The following is a 20048-nucleotide window of genomic DNA, read 5'->3' on the forward strand; positions in this document are numbered from 1 at the left end:
ACACCTCAGATTTGAGCGCTATCATAGCGCCCGATTGAAGTGTCCAAAATCATTAGGCCAGTTCAAGCCCCCTCCCACATTTTTACCGCGTCGACTTATTGAACCGTCGACGAACCTTCCTGTTGCATGCGCTGCAGCTCTTGCGCGTACAGGGCATCGAAGTTCACCGGTGCCAGCATCAGCGCAGGGAACGAGCCACGGGTGACCAGGCTGTCCAGGGTCTCGCGGGCATACGGGAACAGGATGTTCGGGCAGAACGCGCCCAGGGTGTGGCTCATGGATGCTTCGTCCAGGCCCTGGATCAGGAAGATACCGGCCTGTTGCACTTCAGCAATGAAGGCCACTTCTTCGCCGTTCTTGACGGTAACGGACAGGGTCAGCACGACTTCGTGGAAGTCGCCTTCCAGTGCTTTCTGGCGGGTGTTCAGGTCCAGCGCAACGCTTGGGGTCCATTCCTGACGGAAGATGGCCGGGCTTTTCGGCGCTTCGAACGACAGATCACGCACGTAGATGCGCTGCAACGAGAATTGTGGGCCTTGGGCTTCTGCTGCTTCGGTGTTCTGTTGGTCAGTCATCTCAGATCCTTGATCTTGGGGTCTTTTAGGGGTTGGGAGTCAGACGAGCAGCAGCGCATCGAGTTTACCCGCGCGCTCCAGGGCGAACAGGTCGTCGCAGCCACCGATGTGTTTGGCGCCGATCCAGATCTGCGGCACTGACGTGCGCCCCGCCTTCTGGGCCATTTCGGCACGCACCTGGGGTTTGCCGTCGACCTTGATTTCTTCGAAGGCAACGCCCTTTTTCTCCAGCAAGGCCTTGGCCCGCATGCAGTAAGGGCACCAATCGCTGGAATACACGACGACCTGGCTCATATCACTTCACCAGTGGCAGGTTATCGCCGCGCCAGCTGCTGATGCCACCGGACAGCTTGGCGGCGGTGAAACCGGCCTTGAGCATTTCGCGCGCATGAGTGCCGGCGTGCTGGCCTTGGGCGTCGACCAGAATGATGGTCTTGGCCTTGTATTTTTCCAGCTCGGCCAGGCGTGCGATCAGCTTGTCCTGTGGAATATTCAGGGCGCCGACGATATGGCCGGCGGCGAAATCCTTGGCCGGGCGGATATCAACGACAACGGCCTCATCCTTGTTGACCAGCGCGGTCAGCTCCGACGTGCTCAGGCTGCGGCCACCACGGCTCATTTCATGAGCAATCAGCAGCGCCAGCAGGATGACGAAGGCACCCACGAGCAGATAGTGGGCAGTGGCAAATGCAATCAGGTGATCAACCATCAAGGAGGTTCCAGGGCGTTAAAATGGCGGTAAGTATACACAGCCGCCAGGGGGGGCCAACCCCCGTAAAGCGGTGACGTGGTCGGAACTTCGCTTTAAACTGCCACTCCCTTTTCAATTGTCTTCCTTTATTACCGCCGCGAGAGGATCTATGACTACTACGCCTAAACCTTTGGTCCTGATAATTCTCGATGGCTTCGGACACAGTGAAAGCCACCACGACAACGCGGTATACGCGGCCAAGAAGCCCGTACTCGACCGCCTGACCGCCACCGTACCCAACGGTCTGATCTCCGGCTCGGGCATGGACGTGGGCCTGCCGGACGGCCAGATGGGCAACTCGGAAGTCGGTCACATGAATCTCGGCGCCGGACGAGTGGTCTATCAAGACTTCACCCGCGTCACCAAAGCGATCCGCGACGGCGAGTTCTTCGAGAACCCAACCATCTGCGCCGCAGTCGATAAAGCCGTCGAAGCGGGCAAAGCGGTGCACTTCATGGGCCTGCTGTCCGATGGCGGCGTCCACAGCCACCAGGACCACCTGGTCGCCATGGCCGAACTGGCCTTCAAGCGCGGCGCCGACAAGATCTACCTGCACGCCTTCCTCGATGGCCGCGACACACCGCCGAAAAGCGCGCAATCCTCCATCGAGCTGCTGGACGCCACGTTCGCCGCCTTGGGCAAGGGCCGTATCGCCAGCCTGGTGGGCCGCTACTTCGCCATGGATCGCGACAACCGCTGGGACCGCGTCTCCCAGGCCTACAACCTGATCGTCGACGGCCAGGCCGACTTCCACGCCGCCACCGCCCAGGAAGGCCTTGAAGCCGCCTATGCCCGTGGCGAAAGCGACGAGTTCGTCAAAGCCACCACCATCGGTGAGCCGGTGAAAGTCGAAGACGGCGACGCCGTGGTGTTCATGAACTTCCGCGCAGACCGCGCACGCGAGCTGAGCCGCGTATTTGTCGAAGATGGTTTCAAGGAATTCGAGCGCGCCCGCCAGCCAAAAGTCCAATACGTGGGCCTGACCCAATACGCCGCCAGCATCCCGGCCCCCGCCGCCTTTGCCGCCGGCACCTTGGATAACGTGCTGGGCGACTACCTGGCGAAAAACGGCAAGACCCAACTGCGCATCGCCGAAACCGAGAAGTACGCCCACGTGACGTTCTTCTTCTCCGGTGGCCGCGAAGAACCGTTCCCAGGCGAAGAACGCATCCTGATCCCATCGCCAAAGGTCGCCACCTACGACCTGCAACCGGAAATGAGTGCGCCGGAAGTCACCGACAAGATCGTCGACGCCATCGACAACCAGCGTTACGACGTGATCGTGGTCAACTACGCCAATGGCGACATGGTCGGCCACAGCGGCAACCTGGAAGCCGCGACCAAGGCCGTGGAATGCCTGGACCTGTGCGTCGGCCGCATCGTCGATGCCCTGGAGAACGTTGGCGGTGAAGCACTGATCACTGCAGACCACGGCAACTGCGAGCAGATGTCCGACGAATCCACTGGGCAAGCCCACACCGCCCATACCACCGAGCCGGTGCCGTTCATCTACGTCGGTAAGCGCGACTTCAAAGTACGTGATGGCGGCGTGCTGGCGGATGTGGCACCGACAATGTTGATGCTGATGGGGTTGGAGAAGCCGGTGGAAATGACGGGCACTTCGATCCTGGTCTGATTCCCAGCATCACCGAAAAATAATGTGGGAGGGGGCTTGCTCCCTCCCACATTGGATCTTCTGTGTTTGGTAGATATCTTTTCGCCATTCCAGCGCCGCTCGGCACCTATCTTGCCTTCCAGCCCGAATTGGGCGTTTTTTTTGCCGCGCTTGGCGGGCATACTAGGCCGTCCCTTTCCCTGGTGTCGCCCGCCTCTATGCTTCGCGCCTTGATTACCCTTGCTCTTGTCTGCCTGCTCCAACCGGCGTTTGCCGATGAGCGCGCACAAACCCAACAACAGTTGGACGCTACGCGTCAGGACATTACCGAGCTGAAAAAACTGCTCGGCAAGCTCCAGGAAGAAAAATCCGGGGTCCAGAAAGACCTGCGCGGTACGGAAACCGAGATGGGCAAGCTCGAGAAGCAGGTCCAGGAGCTACAAAAAGAATTAAAGAAGAGCGAGTCGGAACTGGAGCGACTCGACGCTGAGAAAAAAAAACTCCAGAGCGCCCGCGTTGAACAGCAACGCCTGATCGCTATCCAGGCCCGTGCCGCCTACCAGAACGGCCGCCAGGAATACCTCAAGCTGCTGCTCAACCAGCAGAACCCGGAAAAATTCGCGCGCACCCTGACCTACTACGACTACCTGAGCAAGGCCCGTATGGAGCAGTTGAAAAGCTTCAACGAGACCCTGCGCCAGTTGGTCAACGTCGAACAGGAAATCGCCAACCAGCAATCGCAGCTGGAAGACCAGAAAAGCAGCCTCACTGCCCAGCGCGACGAGCTGGACAAGGTGCGCAAGGAGCGCCAGGTCGCCCTGGCCAAGCTCAATGACGACGTAAAAGCCCGTGACGCCAAGCTGCAGGCCCGCGAGCAGGACCAGGCCGACCTGGCCAAAGTGCTCAAGACCATCGAAGAAACCCTGGCTCGCCAGGCACGCGAGGCCGAAGAAGCGCGGCAAAAAGCGCTGATCGCCCAGCAGGAAGCCGAAAAAAAGCGCCAGCGTGAGGCCGAGATGGCTGCCACCTCGGACGCCCCGGCACCGCGTAAACCGGCGCATGCAGCCCCTGGCCCGCTGGTTTCCAGCGCCGGCGAATCGTTCGGTGGCCCTTTTGCTTCAGCGCGCGGCAAACTTCCATGGCCGGTTGATGGTCGATTACTGGCACGCTTTGGGGAAACCCGTGGCGATGACACCCGCGCCAAGTGGGATGGTGTGATGATCAGCGCCTCCGCCGGCAGCCAGGTCCACGCTGTTCACGGTGGCCGTGTCGTGTTTGCCGATTGGCTGCGGGGCGCCGGTTTGTTGGTGATTCTTGACCACGGCAATGGCTATTTGAGCCTTTACGGCCACAATCAGACTTTACTCAAGTCGGCAGGTGATGTTGTAAAAGCCGGTGAATCCATCTCCACTGTCGGTAACAGTGGTGGCCAGGACACCCCGGCGCTGTACTTCGCTATTCGTCAGCAGGGTCGCCCGAGCGATCCTGCACAATGGTGCAGATCCCAAGGATAGGGTCGCATCTACATTAGGAGTTCGTTCGACATGCTGCATTTGTCCCGCCTCACTTCGCTGGCCTTGACGATCGCCCTGGTGATCGGCGCGCCTCTGGCATTCGCCGACCAGGCCGCTCCGGCTGCACCCGCCGCCACGGCCGCAACCACCAAGGCGCCGTTGCCGCTGGACGAGCTGCGCACCTTTGCCGAGGTCATGGACCGGATCAAGGCCGCTTATGTCGAACCCGTAGATGACAAGACCCTGCTGGAGAATGCCATCAAGGGCATGCTCAGCAACCTCGATCCGCACTCCGCTTACCTGGGCCCGGAAGATTTTGCCGAGCTGCAGGAGAGCACCAGCGGTGAATTCGGCGGCCTGGGCATTGAAGTCGGCGCCGAAGACGGCAACATCAAGGTCGTCTCGCCGATCGATGACACCCCGGCGTCCAAGGCTGGCATCCAGGCCGGCGACTTCATCGTGAAGATCAACGGCCAGCCGACCCGTGGCCAGACCATGACCGAAGCCGTCGACAAGATGCGCGGCAAGATCGGCCAGAAAATCACCCTGACCCTGGTACGCGACGGCGGCAACCCGTTCGACGTGACGCTGACCCGCGCGACCATTGTGGTCAAGAGCGTGAAGAGCCAGCTGCTGGAATCGGGCTACGGCTACATCCGCATCACCCAATTCCAGGTCAAGACCGGCGACGAAGTGGCCAAGGCGCTGGCCAAGCTGCGCAAGGACAACGGCAAGAAACTCAGCGGCATCGTGCTCGACCTGCGTAACAACCCTGGCGGCGTGCTGCAGTCGGCGGTGGAAGTGGTCGACCACTTCATCACCAAGGGCCTGATCGTGTACACCAAAGGCCGTATCGCCAATTCCGAGCTGCGCTTTTCGGCTACCGGCAATGACCTCAGCGAAAACGTACCGCTGGCCGTGCTGATCAACGGCGGCAGCGCTTCGGCGTCGGAGATCGTCGCGGGCGCTCTGCAAGACCAGAAGCGCGGCGTGCTGATGGGCACCACCAGTTTCGGCAAAGGCTCGGTGCAAACCGTGTTGCCGCTGAACAATGAGCGTGCGCTGAAGATCACCACCGCGCTGTATTACACGCCGAACGGCCGCTCGATCCAGGCTCAGGGCATCGTGCCGGACATCGAGGTGCGCAAGGCCAAGATCACCAACGAGATCGACAGCGAGTACTACAAGGAAGCTGACCTGCAAGGTCACCTGGGCAATGGCAACGGCGGCGCCGACCAGCCGACCGGCAGCGGCAAGAAAGCCAAGCCAATGCCGCAGGACGATGACTACCAGCTGGCCCAGGCGCTTAGCCTGCTCAAGGGCTTGAGCATCACCCGCAGCCGTTGATATGCGTTTTGCCCTGATCATCGCTGTGCTGTGCAGTCTGGCAGGCGTCGCCCACGCGACGCCTGCCGGCGAGCCTCAAAAAGCCTACCTGACCCTCATCATCGACGACCTCGGGCAAAACCTGCCCCGGGATCGTCGCGTGCTGGCCCTGCCCGGGCCGGTGACCACGGCGATCATGCCCGACACGCCCCACGCCGCCGAATTCGCCCGCGAAGCCCACAAGGCCGGCAAGATCGTGATCCTCCACATGCCCATGGACCCGGCCACGGGGCCGTTCGCCTGGCACCCCGAATTGCCTATCGAAGAACTTGGCAAGCGACTGGACGCCGCGTTCCAAGCGGTGCCCTATACCGCCGGCATCAACAACCACATGGGCAGCCGCATGACGGCGCAACCGGCCGCCATGGCCTGGTTGATGGCCGAGTTGCAACGGCGCAACAAGTTCTTTGTCGACAGCCGCACCAGCGCCCAGACCGTCGCGGCGGCAGAAGCGCAGAAGATCGGCCTGGCGCATGTCTCGCGGGATGTGTTCCTCGATGACGAGCGCACCGAGGCGGCGATTACCAAGCAGTTGCAAACCGCAATCAAGCTGGCACACAAACAAGGTTCGGCCGTGATGATCGGCCACCCTTACCCACAAACCCTCGCAGTGCTGGAACGCGAGTTGCCCAAGCTCAAGGCCCAGGGCGTCGACTGGATTGATATCAAGTTGATGATCAGCGTACGCGGCAACCAGGCCGTGGCCGGGCACGGCAAAAATGGCACCTACCGCCCATCGCCGACTAAATAACTACCCCTGCTCTGCCAGTTGCCCCCTCGATAGTTGACGCCTGCCCCGCATCAATTCGAGGATGACCATGAAAACCCTTTATCCCGCGCTGATCTGCGCGCTGCTGACTGCGTGCCCTGTGTATCTGTGGGGCGCGTCCAAAGACTTTGGTGAAGGCCTGGCCAACGCCAGCGCTCCACGCCTGCTGACCAACGCCAACCAACAACATAATCACTGGAGCGGCATCGGCCGCATCCGCAACGATAAGGCACTCTGCACCGCGACCCTACTGGATACCCGCGATGAACAAGGCACTTCCGGCCCGGCTTACATCATCACCAGCAGCCATTGCATTCACCGTGTCAGTGGTGCCGTCATCAAGGACCAGGTACTCAAGGGTCATATCAGCTTCAACTACTTTGATGACACGTTGGAGCAGCTCAAGACCTACCCGCTCAAGACCCTGAAGTGGGGTAGCAGCCACGGCGTCGACCTGGCACTCATCGAGCTCGATATTCCGCTGTCCGCCTTGATCAGCAATGGCATCGAGCCGATGAAACTGGCCGAGGACCTACCTGCCGAAGCACGCCCGATTCTTGCTCTGATCGTCCCTGAATGGAACACGCTGCACCTGTCAGCGTGCCTTCAACAGGCCTCTCAAGAGGTGGTGGAGCAACCTTTTGTCTGGCGCGTAACCATGAAAAACCAGTGCAAGGGCGTGCAATCAGGCACATTCGGTGCACCGCTGGTGGATCGCGCCACCAATACGCTGTTCGGCATTCTCAGCAGTACAACCATCGGCCAGGCCGCAGCTAAAAAGTGTCAGCGCGACGCACCATGCGAGGTGAGGGATGGCAAGGCGAGTTGGCATGCCGACAGTAACTACGGCAGTCCTGTCGTGTTCCTCAAGCACTGTTTTGTGGAGGGCGTGCTGACTGACAACGAGCAGACCTGCAACCTCTACCCCGCGACGTCCATCACCTTCAGCAGCCCTGAGCCGCTGCAACAATATTTCGTCAAAAGGCCCGGAGACAAGGGCCGGAATATCACGCCAAGCTGGAACCTGGAATTTACTACCACCAGCCGGCTCTATCGCTACAAGGCCGTACGCCGTGCCAGCGAATGTGAAAACCCCGTGCATTACAGCCCGCCGATCAACAGCCACAACGCATCGATCAAGGACCCCATCGGCCCGCAAACCGGCATGCATCTGTTGTGCATCCTGGGGGTCGAATCAGACCAGGCGGTGAGCAACAGCGCGATGCGCAATGCCTTGACGCTGGCGGTCGAACTCGCTGAACCGGCGGCGACCCGCGCCCCAGATGTCAGCATCGTGCTCGACAGGCAGTTCTTGCAGCGCTACACCGTTATCTGGAACCTGGCGCCACCCTTTGTAAGCCGCTACACCTACAAATTTGGCCCAGCTCAGCGCACAGATTGCCTGGCACCCGAAGGCTATCGGACACTGCCGCCCAAGCGCAGCGATACGGAAGAATCCGATGACGCAGAGGACCTCTTCGGCATGCCTCCCCTGGACCAGGCCCCCGATGCACCGCATCAGAAGTTCGCGCAGATTATTTCCACGCATAACCAGCCGATAAAAATCTGCACCTACGCATTCGACCAGGCAGGCCGGCCTTCAGATTTGCGCGTGGACCTGCTCAAACCACGTTGACCACTAGAGGTAACGCGCCATGATCTCGTCAACACGCCCTTCTTTGCGCAGTTGGTTCAACGCTGCTTGAAGCTTGTCCACAAGCTCATCAGGCACGTCCTTGTTCAGCGCGAGGTAAAGCTGAGCACTGTTAAAACGCAGCACCGTCTTGAGCCCGGTCACACCGACCTGGCGAGCCAGGTACCGGCCGGCCGGATCGCCGGTAGCCCACAGGTCGATCTGACCCTCCAGCAGCTTTTGCGCGTTGTCCTGATCGCGCAACACCACCATCGGCTTAAGGCCCTGCTTCTCCAGGGTCTCGGCGATGGCGTCGCCTTTATAAGCGCCGATCTTGTAGCGACGGGCGTGCTCGAGGTCGCTCAACTGGATCTTGCTATCTGCCTTGGCCAGCAGCACCCAATCGTCGGGACCGATAGGCCCGACCCATTTGAACAGCGCTTCACGGTCCGGCAGGCGGGCCATCACGAACACGCCGTAACCGGGTTTTTCCAGGGCGAGTTTGTAGATTCGCTCCCAAGGGAAACGCAGGGTGAGGCTGTAGGAAATGCCGGCGCGCTTGAAGGTCTCGCGCATGATGTCCACGGCGATGCCTTCGATGTTCTCGTCCTTGGCGAAATTCTTGCCGTTTTTTGCCATGTTGTAGGGCGGGAAGTTTTCCGTCAGCAACACCAGGGAGGCGTCAGACGATTCATCGGCGTGGCCAGGGCCAGCCAACAGGAGCGACGTACTGGCGAGGGCGAGCAGCAGGTGTTTGAACATGAAGGTTACCGGAATCCATGGCAAGCGCAGAGATTGCCGCGCGCTTGCCATGGTGTCCAGCAGCGTTTAGCGAACGACGATACCGCGCGCCGCCATGTAGGCCTTGGCCTCGGGGACGGTGTATTCGCCAAAGTGGAAAATACTCGCCGCCAGCACCGCGCTGGCGTGGCCTTCGATCACGCCGTCAGCCAGGTGCTGCAGGTTGCCGACGCCGCCGGAAGCGATCACCGGGATACCCAACGCATCGCTGATGGCACGGGTCACGCCCAGGTCGAAGCCGTTTTTCATGCCGTCCTGGTCCATGCTGGTCAGCAGGATTTCACCGGCTCCCAGGCCTTCCATCTTCATCGCCCATTCCACCGCATCCAGGCCGGTCGGCTTGCGGCCGCCGTGGGTGAAGATCTCCCAGCGCGGGGTTTCGCCCGGGCCGGAGACTTTCTTGGCGTCGATGGCCACCACAATGCATTGCGAGCCAAAGTGCTGCGCGGCCTCGCCGACAAACTCCGGGTTGAACACCGCAGCGGTGTTGATCGAGACCTTGTCCGCGCCGGCATTGAGCAGGTTGCGGATGTCTTGCACGGTGCGCACGCCACCGCCCACGGTCAGCGGGATAAACACCTGGCTGGCCATGCGCTCGACGGTATGCAGGGTGGTGTCGCGGCCATCGACGCTGGCAGTGATGTCGAGAAAGGTAATCTCGTCGGCACCCTGCTCATCGTAGCGACGGGCGATTTCCACCGGGTCTCCGGCGTCACGGATGTTCTCGAACTTGACGCCCTTGACCACGCGACCGTTGTCGACGTCCAGGCAAGGGATGATGCGTTTGGCCAGCGCCATGGTCAGTCCTCAGCCGTTGTAGGCGTCGCAGTAAGCCTGGGCTTCGGCGACGTCCAGGGTACCTTCGTAGATCGCGCGGCCGGTGATGGCGCCGATGATGCCGGGGGCCTTGGCGTCCAGCAGCGACTTGATGTCGCCCAAGTTGTGGATACCGCCGGAAGCGATCACCGGGATCTTGGTCGCAGCGGCCAGCGCCGCGGTGAACGGCACGTTGCAGCCCTGCATCATGCCGTCTTTGGCGATGTCGGTATAAACGATGGCGGACACGCCGTCAGCTTCGAACTGCTTGGCCAGGTCGATCACCTGCACAGTGCTGATCTCGGCCCAACCGTCGGTGGCGACGAAACCATCTTTAGCGTCCAGGCCCACGATGACCTTGCCAGGAAACGCGCGGCAGGCTTCGGCGACGAACGCCGGGTCTTTCACAGCCTTGGTGCCAATGATTACATAGCTCACGCCGGCTTTTACGTAGTGCTCGATGGTTTCCAGCGAGCGGATACCGCCGCCGATCTGGATCGGCAGGTTCGGGTAGCGCTTGGCGATCGCGGTGACCACCTCGCCGTTGACCGGCTGGCCTTCGAAGGCGCCGTTCAAGTCCACCAGATGCAGACGACGGCAGCCCCCTTCCACCCATTTGGCAGCCATGCTCACCGGGTCATCGGAGAACACGGTGGAGTCTTCCATGCGGCCTTGGCGCAGACGTACGCAGGCGCCGTCCTTGAGATCGATAGCGGGAATAATCAGCATCTGGCAAACCTTATTCGATATTCAGCAATGCTTGGGAATTCAGGGTTTCTCAAGCGACCACAGGTCGCTTTCGATGCTTTCGAACCTTTCTTTAAGGAGCGTCTGCGTGTCGAAAATCGCCCTGTTGTAATAGTGCGGAGCCACTTCGGTGGTGAACAGCTCAAGAATTTCGGCGACCTCGAACGAGCCCAGCTTGAGCTCGAAGCGGTCCTCCATGAAGCGCTTGATCTTGAGGGTAGCCTCACTCTCCTGTTCGGGCGTGAGGTTCAAGACCGGCTGCTTCGGCTTCCTGGCCATTTACCAGCGCCCGTCCCAGGCGGCGAAGTTCTGCAGCAATTGCAGGCCATGGGTATGGCTCTTCTCCGGGTGGAACTGCACGGCAAACCGCGAACCTTCGGCCAGCGCGGCGGCGAAGTCGACGCCGTAGTGCCCGCCACCCACCACCTGGCCCGGCTTACCGGCGGCGATGTAGTAGCTGTGCACGAAGTAGAAGCGCGCCATGTCCGGCACTTCGTGCCAGAGCGGGTGATCGACGCTCTGGCGCACTTCGTTCCAGCCCATGTGCGGGACTTTCAAGTGTTCGCCGTCTTCATGCAGGTCTTTGCCGAAGAACTTCACCTGGCCTGGGAACAGGCCGATGCAGTCGACGCCGTCGTTCTCTTCACTGCTGTCGAGCAAGGCTTGCATGCCTACGCAGATGCCGAGGAACGGACGATCCTGGCTGACTTCGCGCACCAGGCTGTCAAAGCCCAGGCGGCGGATCTCGGCCATGCAGTCGCGAATCGCGCCAACGCCGGGAAACACCACCCGGTCAGCTTCGCGAATCACGTTGGCATCGCTGGTGATCAGCACTTTGCCGGCACCTACATGTTCGAGGGCCTTGGCCACCGAGTGCAGGTTACCCATGCCGTAATCGATAACCGCGACCGTCTGCATTACAGGACGCCCTTGGTCGAGGGCATTTGCCCGGCCATGCGGTCGTCCAGCTCTACGGCCATGCGCAGTGCGCGGCCGAAGGCCTTGAACACGGTTTCGATCTGGTGGTGGGTATTGGTGCCGCGCAGGTTGTCGATGTGCAGGCTGACCAGTGCGTGGTTGACGAAACCCTGGAAAAATTCCTGGAACAGGTCGACATCGAAGCCGCCGACGGTGGCGCGGGTGTAGGGCACGTGCATCTGCAGGCCTGGGCGGCCGGAGAAGTCGATGACCACACGCGACAGCGCTTCGTCCAGCGGGACATAGGCGTGGCCGTAGCGACGGATGCCTTTTTTGTCGCCGATGGCCTTGGCAAATGCCTGGCCGAGGGTGATGCCTACGTCTTCCACCGTGTGGTGGTCGTCGATATGCAGGTCGCCCTTGCTGACGATATCCAGGTCGATCAGCCCGTGACGGGCGATCTGGTCCAGCATGTGCTCAAGAAAAGGTACACCGATATCAAATCGGGCCTTTCCGGTGCCATCCAGGTTGATCGAGGCTTTGATCTGGGTTTCCAGAGTGTCGCGCTCGACGGACGCCTTACGTTCGGCCATCACCAGCTCCGCAAAATCATTGGGCGAAAAAGGCAGCCATTATAGGGGCGCGGGCGCTAAACAGAAACATCGGAGGGGATAAGACTGATGGAGTGTCGGAGATAGACATGTGCATACAACTGCGGGAGCAAGCTTGTGTGGTGAGCGGGCTNTGCCCCGCGCTGGGTTGCGAAGCAACCCCAGAAACAGCCACGGCGCGCTGACTGAAAGAACGAGGTGGCTTCATTGGGTCGCTTCGCAACCCAGCGCGGGGCAAGCCCGCTCACTACAACAAGCGGGCTGCCACACAGAGCGCATCTAAATCAGTGGAACAGAACCGCAGTCTTCTGCAAGGTCACCCACACACCCCACGCCAANCGGAATACCCACCACCAGCCAGGCCGCGATGGCCAATGGCACGGTGCCGGAAGCGGCTTTCCACTCCAGGGAAGTGGTGGCATCCGCCCCTTTGTCATGACCCAGCGCCTGTTCGGCGGCCAATTCGGCATCGGTCATGAAGTACTTGTCCGCCACCGGGCGAACCAGCAGGTTGCAGATGAAACCCAGCACCAGCAGGCCGGCGAGGATGTACAAAGTGATGTCATAGGCAGCCGCGCGTTCAACGCCGATGCTCAACTGATATTCACGCAGGTAGTTCACCAGCACCGGGCCCAAGACGCCCGCAGCGGCCCAGGCGGTCAGCAGGCGACCGTGGATCGCGCCGACCATTTGCGTACCGAACAGGTCGGCCAGGTAGGCAGGAACGGTCGCAAAACCACCCCCGTACATCGACAGGATGATGCAGAACGCCGCCACGAACAGCGCCACGTTGCCCAAGTGCCCCAGGTTCGGGATCAGCGCGTACAGGGCAAAGCCCAGGGCGAAGAACACGAAATAGGTGTTTTTACGGCCCAGGTAGTCGGAGAAAGACGCCCAGAAGAAGCGGCCGCCGATGTTGAACAGGCTCAACAGACCGGTGAAACCTGCCGCGATGGCCGCGATGGAGGCCAGTTGACCGGCATCCAGTTGACCGAACGGCACATCAACACCCAGCAATTTGCCGCCGAACACTTCCTGCAGCAGCGGCGAAGCCATGCCGAGGATGCCGATACCGGCGGATACGTTCAGGCACAACACCAACCAAACCAGGCGGAATTGCGGGGTTTTCCACGCCACGTTCACGTGCACGTGACGGTGGGTGATCATCGCGTTGCTGGCCTTTTTCGCCGGGGCGGTCCAGCCCTCAGGTTTCCAGCCGGTCGGCGGAACGCGATAAGACAGTGCGCCGCCGATCATGAACACAAAGTAGATCGCCGCCATCACCAGGAAGCTCTGCCATACGCCCACGCTGGTCGGCGTGGCAAAGTGGCCCATCAACGCTGCGGCCAGGGGTGCACCTACCATCGCGCCGCCGCCAAAGCCCATGATCGCCATACCGGTGGCCATGCCACGCTTGTCCGGGAACCACTTGATCAGGGTCGACACGGGAGAGATGTAGCCCAGGCCCAGGCCGATACCGCCGATGACCCCGGAGCCGATCCACATCAGCCAGATCTGGTGGGTATAGATACCCAAGGCCGAAATTAGCAGCCCGCCGCACCAGCACAACGCCGATACAACACCGGCCTTACGTGGCCCGGCATGTTCCAGCCAGCCGCCCCAGATCGCTGCCGAGCAGCCCAGGAAGATGAAGAACAGGGTGTAGATCCAGCCCAGCATGGAGATGGGCCAGTCGCATTGGGACGAGAAGACTTGGGCGATGAAGCTCATGTCCGGCGCGCAGGCGACCGGTTTGGTAATACCCAGCGCCTTGGACAGAGGCAGCCAGAACACCGAGAACCCGTAGGCCATGCCGATGCACAGGTGGATGGCCAGGGCGGCCGGTGGAACCAGCCAGCGGTTGAAGCCGGGCTTGGCGATGATGCGTTCCTTGGACAGGAACGCTGGCTTTGCAGCAGATGAACCTGCCGCAGTGCTAGTGCTCATTGGTGTTTCCCCCAGTTGTTAGTATGTGTCCGTCAGGCGCTCTCTCCCTCGGCCTTGCACGCAAAGCGTGGCCGTTTTGTTGAGTGAAGCTCCATTTTAGGCGCGACCTTAGGTCGCAGAAGGCGGACGAACGTGCAGAGATTAGCACCTGTCGATGACAGAAAAACCAAAGTGACATCACCTTTTTCAGGAAATTTGTTTTTTGACGCCAAAAACCCGCTTTCCCCGCCTCTGGATACAATGTAACGATCAGGGCACTGACGCAGGCCGTCGGGCGTTATACTCTGCGGCTAAATTTTGAAATCGACATACAAGGACTCGCCCATGAAAGCGTTCGGCAAAATCCTGGGTCTGGTACTTCTCGGGCTGTTGCTGATCATTGTGGCTCTGGGTTTTGCCCTGACCCATCTCTTCGATCCCAACGACTATAAAGACGAGATTCGCCAGATTGCCCGCGACAAGGCCCACATCGAGCTGACGCTCAATGGCGATATCGGCTGGAGCCTGTTCCCGTGGCTCGGCCTTGAACTGCACGAAGCCAGCGTGGCAACCCTGACCGCGCCGACCCAACCGTTCGCCGACCTGCAGATGCTCGGCCTCTCGGTGCGCGTGCTGCCTTTGCTGCGCCGCGAAGTGCAGATGAGCGACGTGCGTGTCGAAGGCCTGAACCTGCGCCTCAACCGTGACAAGCAAGGTCATGGCAACTGGGAAGACATCGGCAAGAACGTGACTGAGGCGAGCGTCGGCAGCCCTGGCTCGGTTGAGCAACCGGCCGAATCCGAACCGGAAAAGCCGGCAAAACCCATCCGCCTGGACATCGACAGCCTGACCATCAACAACGCCCGCGTTGAATACAACGATGAGCAGACCGGCAAACAGTTCAGCGCCGAAAGCATTCAACTGAGCGCCGGTGCGGTGCACGAAGGCGCCAGCATCCCGGTGAAACTCACCGCCTTCTTCGGCAGCAACCAGCCGGTGATGCGCGTCAAGACCGAGCTCAACGGCAACCTGCGGATCCAGCGGGCACTCAAGCGCTATCAGCTTGAAGACATGAAGATCACCGGCGAAGCCACGGGCGAGCCGCTGCAAGGCAAGACCGTGACGTTCTCCACCCAGGGCCAACTGCTGGTTGACCAGGCGGCCAATATCGCCGAATGGACCAACCTGAAGCTGTCGGCCAACCAACTGCGCGCGTTGGGCGAACTGAAGGTCAACGACCTGGACAAGACTCCGCAGCTCAGCGGCGCCCTGTCGATCGCCCAGTTTGACTTGGCCAAGTTCCTCGACAGCGTCGGCCACCCGTTGCCGCCGATGGCCGACGGCAGCCTGAGCAAGGTCGAGCTGGTCAGCCGCCTCAAGGGCACGCCGACCAGCGTGGCCCTGGAAGACCTGAACCTGAAACTCGACGGCAGCACCTTCACCGGTCGCGTCGCCGTGGAGGATTTCGCCAAGCAATCCCTGCGCGTTCAGCTCAAGGGCGACACCTTCAACGCCGACAACTACCTGCCGGCCAAGTCTGAATCGGCCAAGGGTGCGGCGGCCGCACGCCAGGCCGAAGTACAGAACAGCGAAGCCGGGGCCATGGCCGCCGGCGGCACCACGCCGCTCCCCGACGCCCCGACCAAAGGCGCCTGGAGCACCGACAAACTATTGCCATTGGCCCGCCTGCGCACGCTGGACGTGGACGCCGACCTTGCGTTCGGCCAACTGACCCTGAGCAAATTGCCGATCCAGAATGCGGTGCTCAAAGCCTCCGGCCTTGATGGCCAGCTCAAGCTCGACACCTTGAGTGGCGATCTCTACAACGGTAGCTTCCAGGCCAACGGCAACCTTGATGTGCGCCAGGACATTCCCGTGCTGGCGCTGCAGAGCCGGATCAAGCAAGTACCGGTCGAGCGCATCCTGCAAGCCCAGGGGCAAACCCCGCCGGTGAAGGGCCAGATCACCCTCGACAGCAACCTCACGGGCCGTGGCAACAGCCAGAAAGCCTTGATCGACAGCCTCAACGGCACCGCCAGTTTTGTGATCAACAACGGTGTGCTGCTCAATGCCAACCTTGAGCAGCAACTGTGCACCGGCATCGCCTTGCTCAACCGCAAGACCTTGAGCAGCACGCCGCAAGGCAAGGACACGCCGTTCCAGGAGCTGAAGGGCAACCTGACCTTCCGCAACGGGGTCGCCAGCAACCCTGACCTGAAAGTGCGCATCCCAGGCCTGACCGTCAACGGTAATGGCGACGTCGACCTGCGTGTGCTGGGCATGGATTACCGCGTCGGCATCATCGTCGAAGGCGACCAGCGTGAAACGCCGGACCCCGCCTGCCAGGTCGGCGCCAACTTCCAGGGCATCGAAGTGCCGCTGCGCTGCCGTGGCCCGCTGGAACTGGGCGCCAAGGCGTGCCGCCTGGACAAGGACGGCTTGACCCAGGTCGCCATCAAGGCGGCCGGCAACAAGCTCAGCGACAAGCTGGAAGAGAAACTCGACAAGGTGCACCCGCAGCTTAAAGACGCTTTGAAGGGCCTGTTCAAGCGATGAGAAACGAGCAGTTTTCAGAGGCCGTACTCGATTGGTACGACCGCCACGGCCGCCATGACCTGCCCTGGCAACAGGGCATCACGCCTTATCGGGTGTGGGTCTCGGAGATCATGCTGCAGCAGACCCAGGTGAGCACCGTGCTCAATTACTTCGACCGATTCATGGCCTCGCTGCCGACGGTCGAAGCCCTGGCCGCCGCGCCGGAAGACGAAGTGCTGCACCTGTGGACCGGCCTGGGTTACTACACCCGGGCGCGCAACCTGCAAAAGACCGCGAAGATTGTCGTGGCCGAGTACGGTGGTGAGTTTCCCAGGGACGTCGAAAAGCTGACCGAACTGCCGGGCATCGGCCTGTCCACCGCCGGCGCGATCGCCAGCCTGAGCATGGGCCTGCGTGCGCCGATCCTCGACGGCAACGTCAAACGCGTACTGGCACGTTTTACCGCACAAGAGGGCTACCCCGGCGAACCCAAGGTGGCCAAGCAGCTGTGGGCCACCGCAGAACGCTTCACGCCGCATGATCGCGTCAATGCCTACACCCAGGCGATGATGGACATGGGCGCCACCCTCTGCACCCGCAGCAAACCCAGCTGCCTGCTGTGCCCGCTGGAAAAAGGCTGCGAAGCCCACATGCTCGGCCTGGAGACGCGCTACCCGATCCCCAAGCCGCGCAAGACCATCCCGCAGAAGCGCACGCTGATGCCGCTGCTGGCCAATGCCGAGGGCGCAATCCTGCTTTACCGTCGCCCTTCCACGGGCCTGTGGGGCGGCCTGTGGAGTTTGCCCGAGCTGGACGACCTGCAAGACCTCGAACACCTGGCCAACCAGCACGCGCTGGAACTGGGCAAGCCACAGGAACTGCCGGGGCTGATCCACACCTTCAGCCACTTCCAGCTCGCCATCGAACCCTGGCTGGTCCAGGTCGAGGAATCCGCCCATCACGTGGCCGAGGCCGACTGGCTCTGGTATAACCTCGCCACCCCGCCGCGCCTGGGCCTTGCCGCCCCGGTGAAAAAACTGCTGAAGCGCGCGGCCGACGTATTGAACGCAGGAGTTTCGTCATGACCCGCACCATTATCTGCCGCAAGTACAAAGAAGAATTGCCAGGCCTGGAACGCCCTCCGTATCCGGGCGCCAAGGGCCAGGACATTTTCGATCACGTCTCCGCCAAAGCCTGGGGCGACTGGCTGAAACACCAGACCCTGCTCATCAACGAAAAACGCCTGAACATGATGAACGCCGAAGATCGTAAATACCTGGCGGGCGAGATGGACAAGTTCTTTTCCGGCGAGGAATACGCCAAGGCCGACGGCTACGTGCCGCCTGCTCAATAATTGATCAAAAACCAGGGTCGGCACGTAAGCGACGGTAATAATTAAATATTTTTTGAAAACTTGCTTGACGACCCCCTGAAAAACCCGTTTAATGCGCCCCGTTGCCCAGATAGCTCAGTCGGTAGAGCAGGGGATTGAAAATCCCCGTGTCGGCGGTTCGATTCCGTCTCTGGGCACCAAAACATATAAGCCCCTGATTCCTAACGGTTTCAGGGGTTTTTTGTTTGTGCCGCATTTGCCAAGCCCGCCTCACTGGTACACAAAGGCGGTACACATGGCATCTCACAGCCGTATCATAAACGGGTCAACAGTCCCCCGGTTTCGTGCGCTCATGGCTCAACCCTTCAAGCATCCTCAAAGCGGCGTCTTTTACTTTCGACGACGTGTACCTGACGACCTGCGCCCTGCGTTGGGCCGGGAATACAAACGCTCATTGCAAACCCGAGACATCGGCGAGGCGAAGGGGAGACATGCGGCTGAATGGATAAAGTCCGAGGAAGCGTTTGCCCTCGCACGCGCTCAACTCTCTGGCGCCGAAGTTCTCAGCGCGAAGGATGTGCAGCAGTTGGCCGCTCGCTGGTTTCACGGTGAACTTGACGAACTGGAACAGTCCGGCAAATTCCGAAGGGCGTTAGTGCCCGGTGACGCTGTAGAGCTGGAGACACCATTCGGCTTTGAGCAACATCAGGAATGGTTGAGTATTCGTGAAGCATTGAACGAGGGTGACGAGACGGATTGGCGAGCAGTGATCCTGCCGCACATGCTCCGCGCCCTGAAAGCAGAGAACATCCCAGCCCCCGCCAAGGACTCACCGGCCTTAGACTCGCTCACCAGCGCATTCAAAGAGCACTTGCTCAAACTGTCGGACATTGCCAAGCGGCGAGAGGAAGGGGACTGGAGCACTACGGCAGACGTGCTCAGCAAGGCACCTATCAGCGCAGAGAAACGGCGAGCCGATCAGATCCACAGCAAGAGTATCCTTGAAGTCTTCGAGGCTTACAGCGCAGCCAAGCTGCTTGACGACGGCGACAACCGCAGCACGCGCAAGACACTGGACGAGTTCCGCAGCAGCATCCGCCGCTTCGTTGAACTCTATGGCGACTTGGCGGTGCAAGCTGTCACTCGGGGCACCGTTCAGGATTACCGAGCCAAACTAGCTGGATTCCCAACCAAGGCACCGGGCGCAGCCAAGCTAACCGCCCCGCAATTGATTGAACTAGCAAAGACAGCAGCCCTGCCAACTCTCTCCGCTGTAACCATCCGCAACCGCTTACGTGTCCTTGGCGCCGTGCTCGGCTATGCCGTTCGCATGGACTGGATCAAAGAGAATCCCGTTGACGCCTCAGGAGTGGCGAAGGCTGCTGGCAATGCTGCCAAGACCAAGGGCGACCGCCGCCGCAAGGACTACACCAAGGACGAGCTACGACAGATATTCAGCAGCCCGCTATACACCCCTGATGGCTGGCAACCAGCTCGCAAGGGATACGGGCAGGCGCTGTACTGGCTTCCTCTTCTGATGTACTACACGGGAGCACGCCGCGAGGAACTGTGCCAACTGGCTGCCAAGGATGTGCAGGACGAGGACGGCATTCCACATCTGGCAATCCTGTCACTCGATGAGGATGATGCAGGCCGTACCGTGAAGACGGCGAGTAGCCGCAGACGTGTACCGTTGCATGACGATCTGGTGTCGCTTGGCTTCCTCGATTACGCCAAAAGCGTGCCGCAGGGCGGGCAATTGTTTCCGCTGCTACAACCGAGCCCTGCGGGCTTCTACGGGGCGAACGTGGGAAAGGCATGGGCGAAGTACCTGCGAGATGTGGCGCAGCTCCAGAGCCCTGCCAGCCCTTCTCACGGTTTCCGGCACACCTTCAAGACGATGAGCCGACAGGTCGGTATTCCAGAAGATGTGCATGACGCCTTGACGGGGCACAACGATGGTAGCGTGAGCAGGGAGTACGGGAGCATGCCGCTTTCGCGAATGGCATCTGAGCTGAAACAATTGCCCAGCCTTCCAGACTTGGCGGGCTCCCTGGGGCTAAGTCTATCAACCCCAACCTGAGCCCCTGGCATACGTGCAGCGCTCATGATCGCCTC

General features: G+C 60.8%; 18 protein-coding genes, 1 tRNA gene and 1 pseudogene. 10 read left to right on the forward strand and 10 right to left on the reverse strand.

Annotation, left to right across the window (positions count from 1 at the left end; genetic code table 11):
* Window positions 1-95: 95 nt before the first annotated feature.
* The 3 genes from secB to AO064_RS17195 are packed head-to-tail and all read right to left on the reverse strand — an operon-like array spanning window position 96 to window position 1284.
* Window positions 96-575, reverse strand: coding sequence for a protein-export chaperone SecB (secB, locus tag AO064_RS17185; protein WP_012721755.1), 480 nt, complete (start codon window positions 573-575; stop codon window positions 96-98).
* Window positions 576-614: 39 nt separating this feature from the next.
* Entirely contained in the window at window positions 615-869 is a 255-nt protein-coding gene (grxC, locus tag AO064_RS17190; RefSeq protein ID WP_010213876.1) for a glutaredoxin 3, read from the reverse strand.
* 1 nt (window position 870) lies between these two features.
* Entirely contained in the window at window positions 871-1284 is a 414-nt protein-coding gene (locus tag AO064_RS17195) for a rhodanese-like domain-containing protein (RefSeq protein ID WP_064054093.1), read from the reverse strand.
* Between the two features lie 151 nt (window positions 1285-1435).
* Here AO064_RS17195 and gpmI point away from each other — a divergent pair, with 151 nt between their 5' ends.
* The 5 genes from gpmI to AO064_RS17220 all read left to right on the forward strand — a co-directional run bounded on the left by gpmI (window position 1436) and on the right by AO064_RS17220 (window position 8246).
* Window positions 1436-2962 carry a 2,3-bisphosphoglycerate-independent phosphoglycerate mutase gene (gene gpmI, locus AO064_RS17200; RefSeq protein WP_064054094.1) on the forward strand — a complete coding sequence of 509 codons (1527 nt, stop codon included), beginning with the start codon at window positions 1436-1438 and terminating at the stop codon, window positions 2960-2962.
* Between the two features lie 197 nt (window positions 2963-3159).
* Window positions 3160-4455 carry a murein hydrolase activator EnvC family protein gene (locus tag AO064_RS17205; protein WP_064054095.1) on the forward strand — a complete coding sequence of 432 codons (1296 nt, stop codon included), beginning with the start codon at window positions 3160-3162 and terminating at the stop codon, window positions 4453-4455.
* A gap of 30 nt (window positions 4456-4485) precedes the next feature.
* Complete coding sequence (locus tag AO064_RS17210) at window positions 4486-5802, forward strand: S41 family peptidase (RefSeq protein ID WP_012721751.1); 1317 nt, start codon at window positions 4486-4488, stop codon at window positions 5800-5802.
* A 1-nt stretch (window position 5803) separates the two neighbouring features.
* Window positions 5804-6592 carry a divergent polysaccharide deacetylase family protein gene (locus tag AO064_RS17215; RefSeq protein ID WP_064054096.1) on the forward strand — a complete coding sequence of 263 codons (789 nt, stop codon included), beginning with the start codon at window positions 5804-5806 and terminating at the stop codon, window positions 6590-6592.
* A 67-nt stretch (window positions 6593-6659) separates the two neighbouring features.
* Complete coding sequence (locus AO064_RS17220; protein ID WP_244159529.1) at window positions 6660-8246, forward strand: serine protease; 1587 nt, start codon at window positions 6660-6662, stop codon at window positions 8244-8246.
* Between the two features lie 3 nt (window positions 8247-8249).
* On the opposite strand, the gene AO064_RS17225 is transcribed toward AO064_RS17220, so the two are convergent.
* The 7 genes and pseudogenes from AO064_RS17225 to AO064_RS17255 form a co-directional block, all read right to left on the reverse strand.
* A complete protein-coding gene (locus AO064_RS17225) occupies window positions 8250-9005 on the reverse strand; it encodes a substrate-binding periplasmic protein (RefSeq protein ID WP_012721748.1) in 756 nt (251 codons plus the stop codon).
* A 66-nt stretch (window positions 9006-9071) separates the two neighbouring features.
* The gene (gene hisF / locus AO064_RS17230; RefSeq protein WP_003171107.1) at window positions 9072-9842 is read right to left on the reverse strand and encodes an imidazole glycerol phosphate synthase subunit HisF; all 771 of its coding nucleotides are present in this window, start codon (window positions 9840-9842) and stop codon (window positions 9072-9074) included.
* A gap of 9 nt (window positions 9843-9851) precedes the next feature.
* Window positions 9852-10589, reverse strand: coding sequence for a 1-(5-phosphoribosyl)-5-[(5-phosphoribosylamino)methylideneamino]imidazole-4-carboxamide isomerase (gene hisA, locus AO064_RS17235; protein ID WP_003187784.1), 738 nt, complete (start codon window positions 10587-10589; stop codon window positions 9852-9854).
* A 39-nt stretch (window positions 10590-10628) separates the two neighbouring features.
* Window positions 10629-10886, reverse strand: a complete 258-nt coding sequence (locus AO064_RS17240; RefSeq protein WP_012721747.1) for a DUF2164 domain-containing protein — start codon at window positions 10884-10886, stop codon at window positions 10629-10631.
* Window positions 10887-11525, reverse strand: a complete 639-nt coding sequence (gene hisH / locus AO064_RS17245; RefSeq protein WP_012721746.1) for an imidazole glycerol phosphate synthase subunit HisH — start codon at window positions 11523-11525, stop codon at window positions 10887-10889.
* Window positions 11525-12118 carry an imidazoleglycerol-phosphate dehydratase HisB gene (hisB, locus tag AO064_RS17250; protein WP_003218037.1) on the reverse strand — a complete coding sequence of 198 codons (594 nt, stop codon included), beginning with the start codon at window positions 12116-12118 and terminating at the stop codon, window positions 11525-11527. The genes hisH and hisB overlap by 1 nt, the downstream gene beginning before the upstream one ends.
* Before the next feature lie 302 nt (window positions 12119-12420).
* Window positions 12421-14083, reverse strand: a pseudogene (locus AO064_RS17255) (OFA family MFS transporter).
* Between the two features lie 324 nt (window positions 14084-14407).
* Here AO064_RS17255 and AO064_RS17260 point away from each other — a divergent pair.
* From AO064_RS17260 to AO064_RS17280, 5 genes are all read left to right on the forward strand, one after another.
* Window positions 14408-16618 carry an AsmA family protein gene (locus AO064_RS17260; RefSeq protein ID WP_064054098.1) on the forward strand — a complete coding sequence of 737 codons (2211 nt, stop codon included), beginning with the start codon at window positions 14408-14410 and terminating at the stop codon, window positions 16616-16618.
* Window positions 16615-17682 carry an A/G-specific adenine glycosylase gene (gene mutY / locus AO064_RS17265; RefSeq protein WP_012721743.1) on the forward strand — a complete coding sequence of 356 codons (1068 nt, stop codon included), beginning with the start codon at window positions 16615-16617 and terminating at the stop codon, window positions 17680-17682. Before AO064_RS17260 ends, mutY begins: the two co-directional genes overlap by 4 nt.
* Window positions 17679-17951 (forward strand): oxidative damage protection protein, encoded by a 273-nt coding sequence (locus AO064_RS17270; protein ID WP_012721742.1) that lies wholly within the window; start codon window positions 17679-17681, stop codon window positions 17949-17951. The genes mutY and AO064_RS17270 overlap by 4 nt, the downstream gene beginning before the upstream one ends.
* Window positions 17952-18054: 103 nt before the next feature.
* Window positions 18055-18130: transfer RNA gene (locus AO064_RS17275), tRNA-Phe, on the forward strand.
* Window positions 18131-18282: 152 nt separating this feature from the next.
* Complete coding sequence (locus AO064_RS17280) at window positions 18283-20013, forward strand: site-specific integrase (protein WP_167355332.1); 1731 nt, start codon at window positions 18283-18285, stop codon at window positions 20011-20013.
* Window positions 20014-20048: the final 35 nt, after the last annotated feature.

Origin of the sequence: Pseudomonas marginalis, from assembly GCF_001645105.1 — a bacterium.
In the GTDB taxonomy this organism is placed as follows: domain Bacteria; phylum Pseudomonadota; class Gammaproteobacteria; order Pseudomonadales; family Pseudomonadaceae; genus Aquipseudomonas; species Aquipseudomonas petroselini.

What these genes read in the sequence shown, in the direction of transcription:
- hisA (WP_003187784.1), bottom strand. Translation starts at nt 10,589, where the DNA reads ATGCTGATTATTCCCGCTATCGATCTCAAGGACGGCGCCTGCGTACGT.
- mutY (WP_012721743.1), top strand. Translation starts at nt 16,615, where the DNA reads ATGAGAAACGAGCAGTTTTCAGAGGCCGTACTCGATTGGTACGACCGC.
- AO064_RS17225 (WP_012721748.1), bottom strand. Translation starts at nt 9,005, where the DNA reads ATGTTCAAACACCTGCTGCTCGCCCTCGCCAGTACGTCGCTCCTGTTG.
- AO064_RS17260 (WP_064054098.1), top strand. Translation starts at nt 14,408, where the DNA reads ATGAAAGCGTTCGGCAAAATCCTGGGTCTGGTACTTCTCGGGCTGTTG.
- AO064_RS17240 (WP_012721747.1), bottom strand. Translation starts at nt 10,886, where the DNA reads ATGGCCAGGAAGCCGAAGCAGCCGGTCTTGAACCTCACGCCCGAACAG.
- AO064_RS17280 (WP_167355332.1), top strand. Translation starts at nt 18,283, where the DNA reads ATGGCTCAACCCTTCAAGCATCCTCAAAGCGGCGTCTTTTACTTTCGA.
- hisB (WP_003218037.1), bottom strand. Translation starts at nt 12,118, where the DNA reads ATGGCCGAACGTAAGGCGTCCGTCGAGCGCGACACTCTGGAAACCCAG.
- AO064_RS17270 (WP_012721742.1), top strand. Translation starts at nt 17,679, where the DNA reads ATGACCCGCACCATTATCTGCCGCAAGTACAAAGAAGAATTGCCAGGC.
- AO064_RS17215 (WP_064054096.1), top strand. Translation starts at nt 5,804, where the DNA reads ATGCGTTTTGCCCTGATCATCGCTGTGCTGTGCAGTCTGGCAGGCGTC.
- hisF (WP_003171107.1), bottom strand. Translation starts at nt 9,842, where the DNA reads ATGGCGCTGGCCAAACGCATCATCCCTTGCCTGGACGTCGACAACGGT.
- AO064_RS17210 (WP_012721751.1), top strand. Translation starts at nt 4,486, where the DNA reads ATGCTGCATTTGTCCCGCCTCACTTCGCTGGCCTTGACGATCGCCCTG.
- AO064_RS17195 (WP_064054093.1), bottom strand. Translation starts at nt 1,284, where the DNA reads ATGGTTGATCACCTGATTGCATTTGCCACTGCCCACTATCTGCTCGTG.
- gpmI (WP_064054094.1), top strand. Translation starts at nt 1,436, where the DNA reads ATGACTACTACGCCTAAACCTTTGGTCCTGATAATTCTCGATGGCTTC.
- hisH (WP_012721746.1), bottom strand. Translation starts at nt 11,525, where the DNA reads ATGCAGACGGTCGCGGTTATCGATTACGGCATGGGTAACCTGCACTCG.
- secB (WP_012721755.1), bottom strand. Translation starts at nt 575, where the DNA reads ATGACTGACCAACAGAACACCGAAGCAGCAGAAGCCCAAGGCCCACAA.
- grxC (WP_010213876.1), bottom strand. Translation starts at nt 869, where the DNA reads ATGAGCCAGGTCGTCGTGTATTCCAGCGATTGGTGCCCTTACTGCATG.
- AO064_RS17205 (WP_064054095.1), top strand. Translation starts at nt 3,160, where the DNA reads ATGCTTCGCGCCTTGATTACCCTTGCTCTTGTCTGCCTGCTCCAACCG.
- AO064_RS17220 (WP_244159529.1), top strand. Translation starts at nt 6,660, where the DNA reads ATGAAAACCCTTTATCCCGCGCTGATCTGCGCGCTGCTGACTGCGTGC.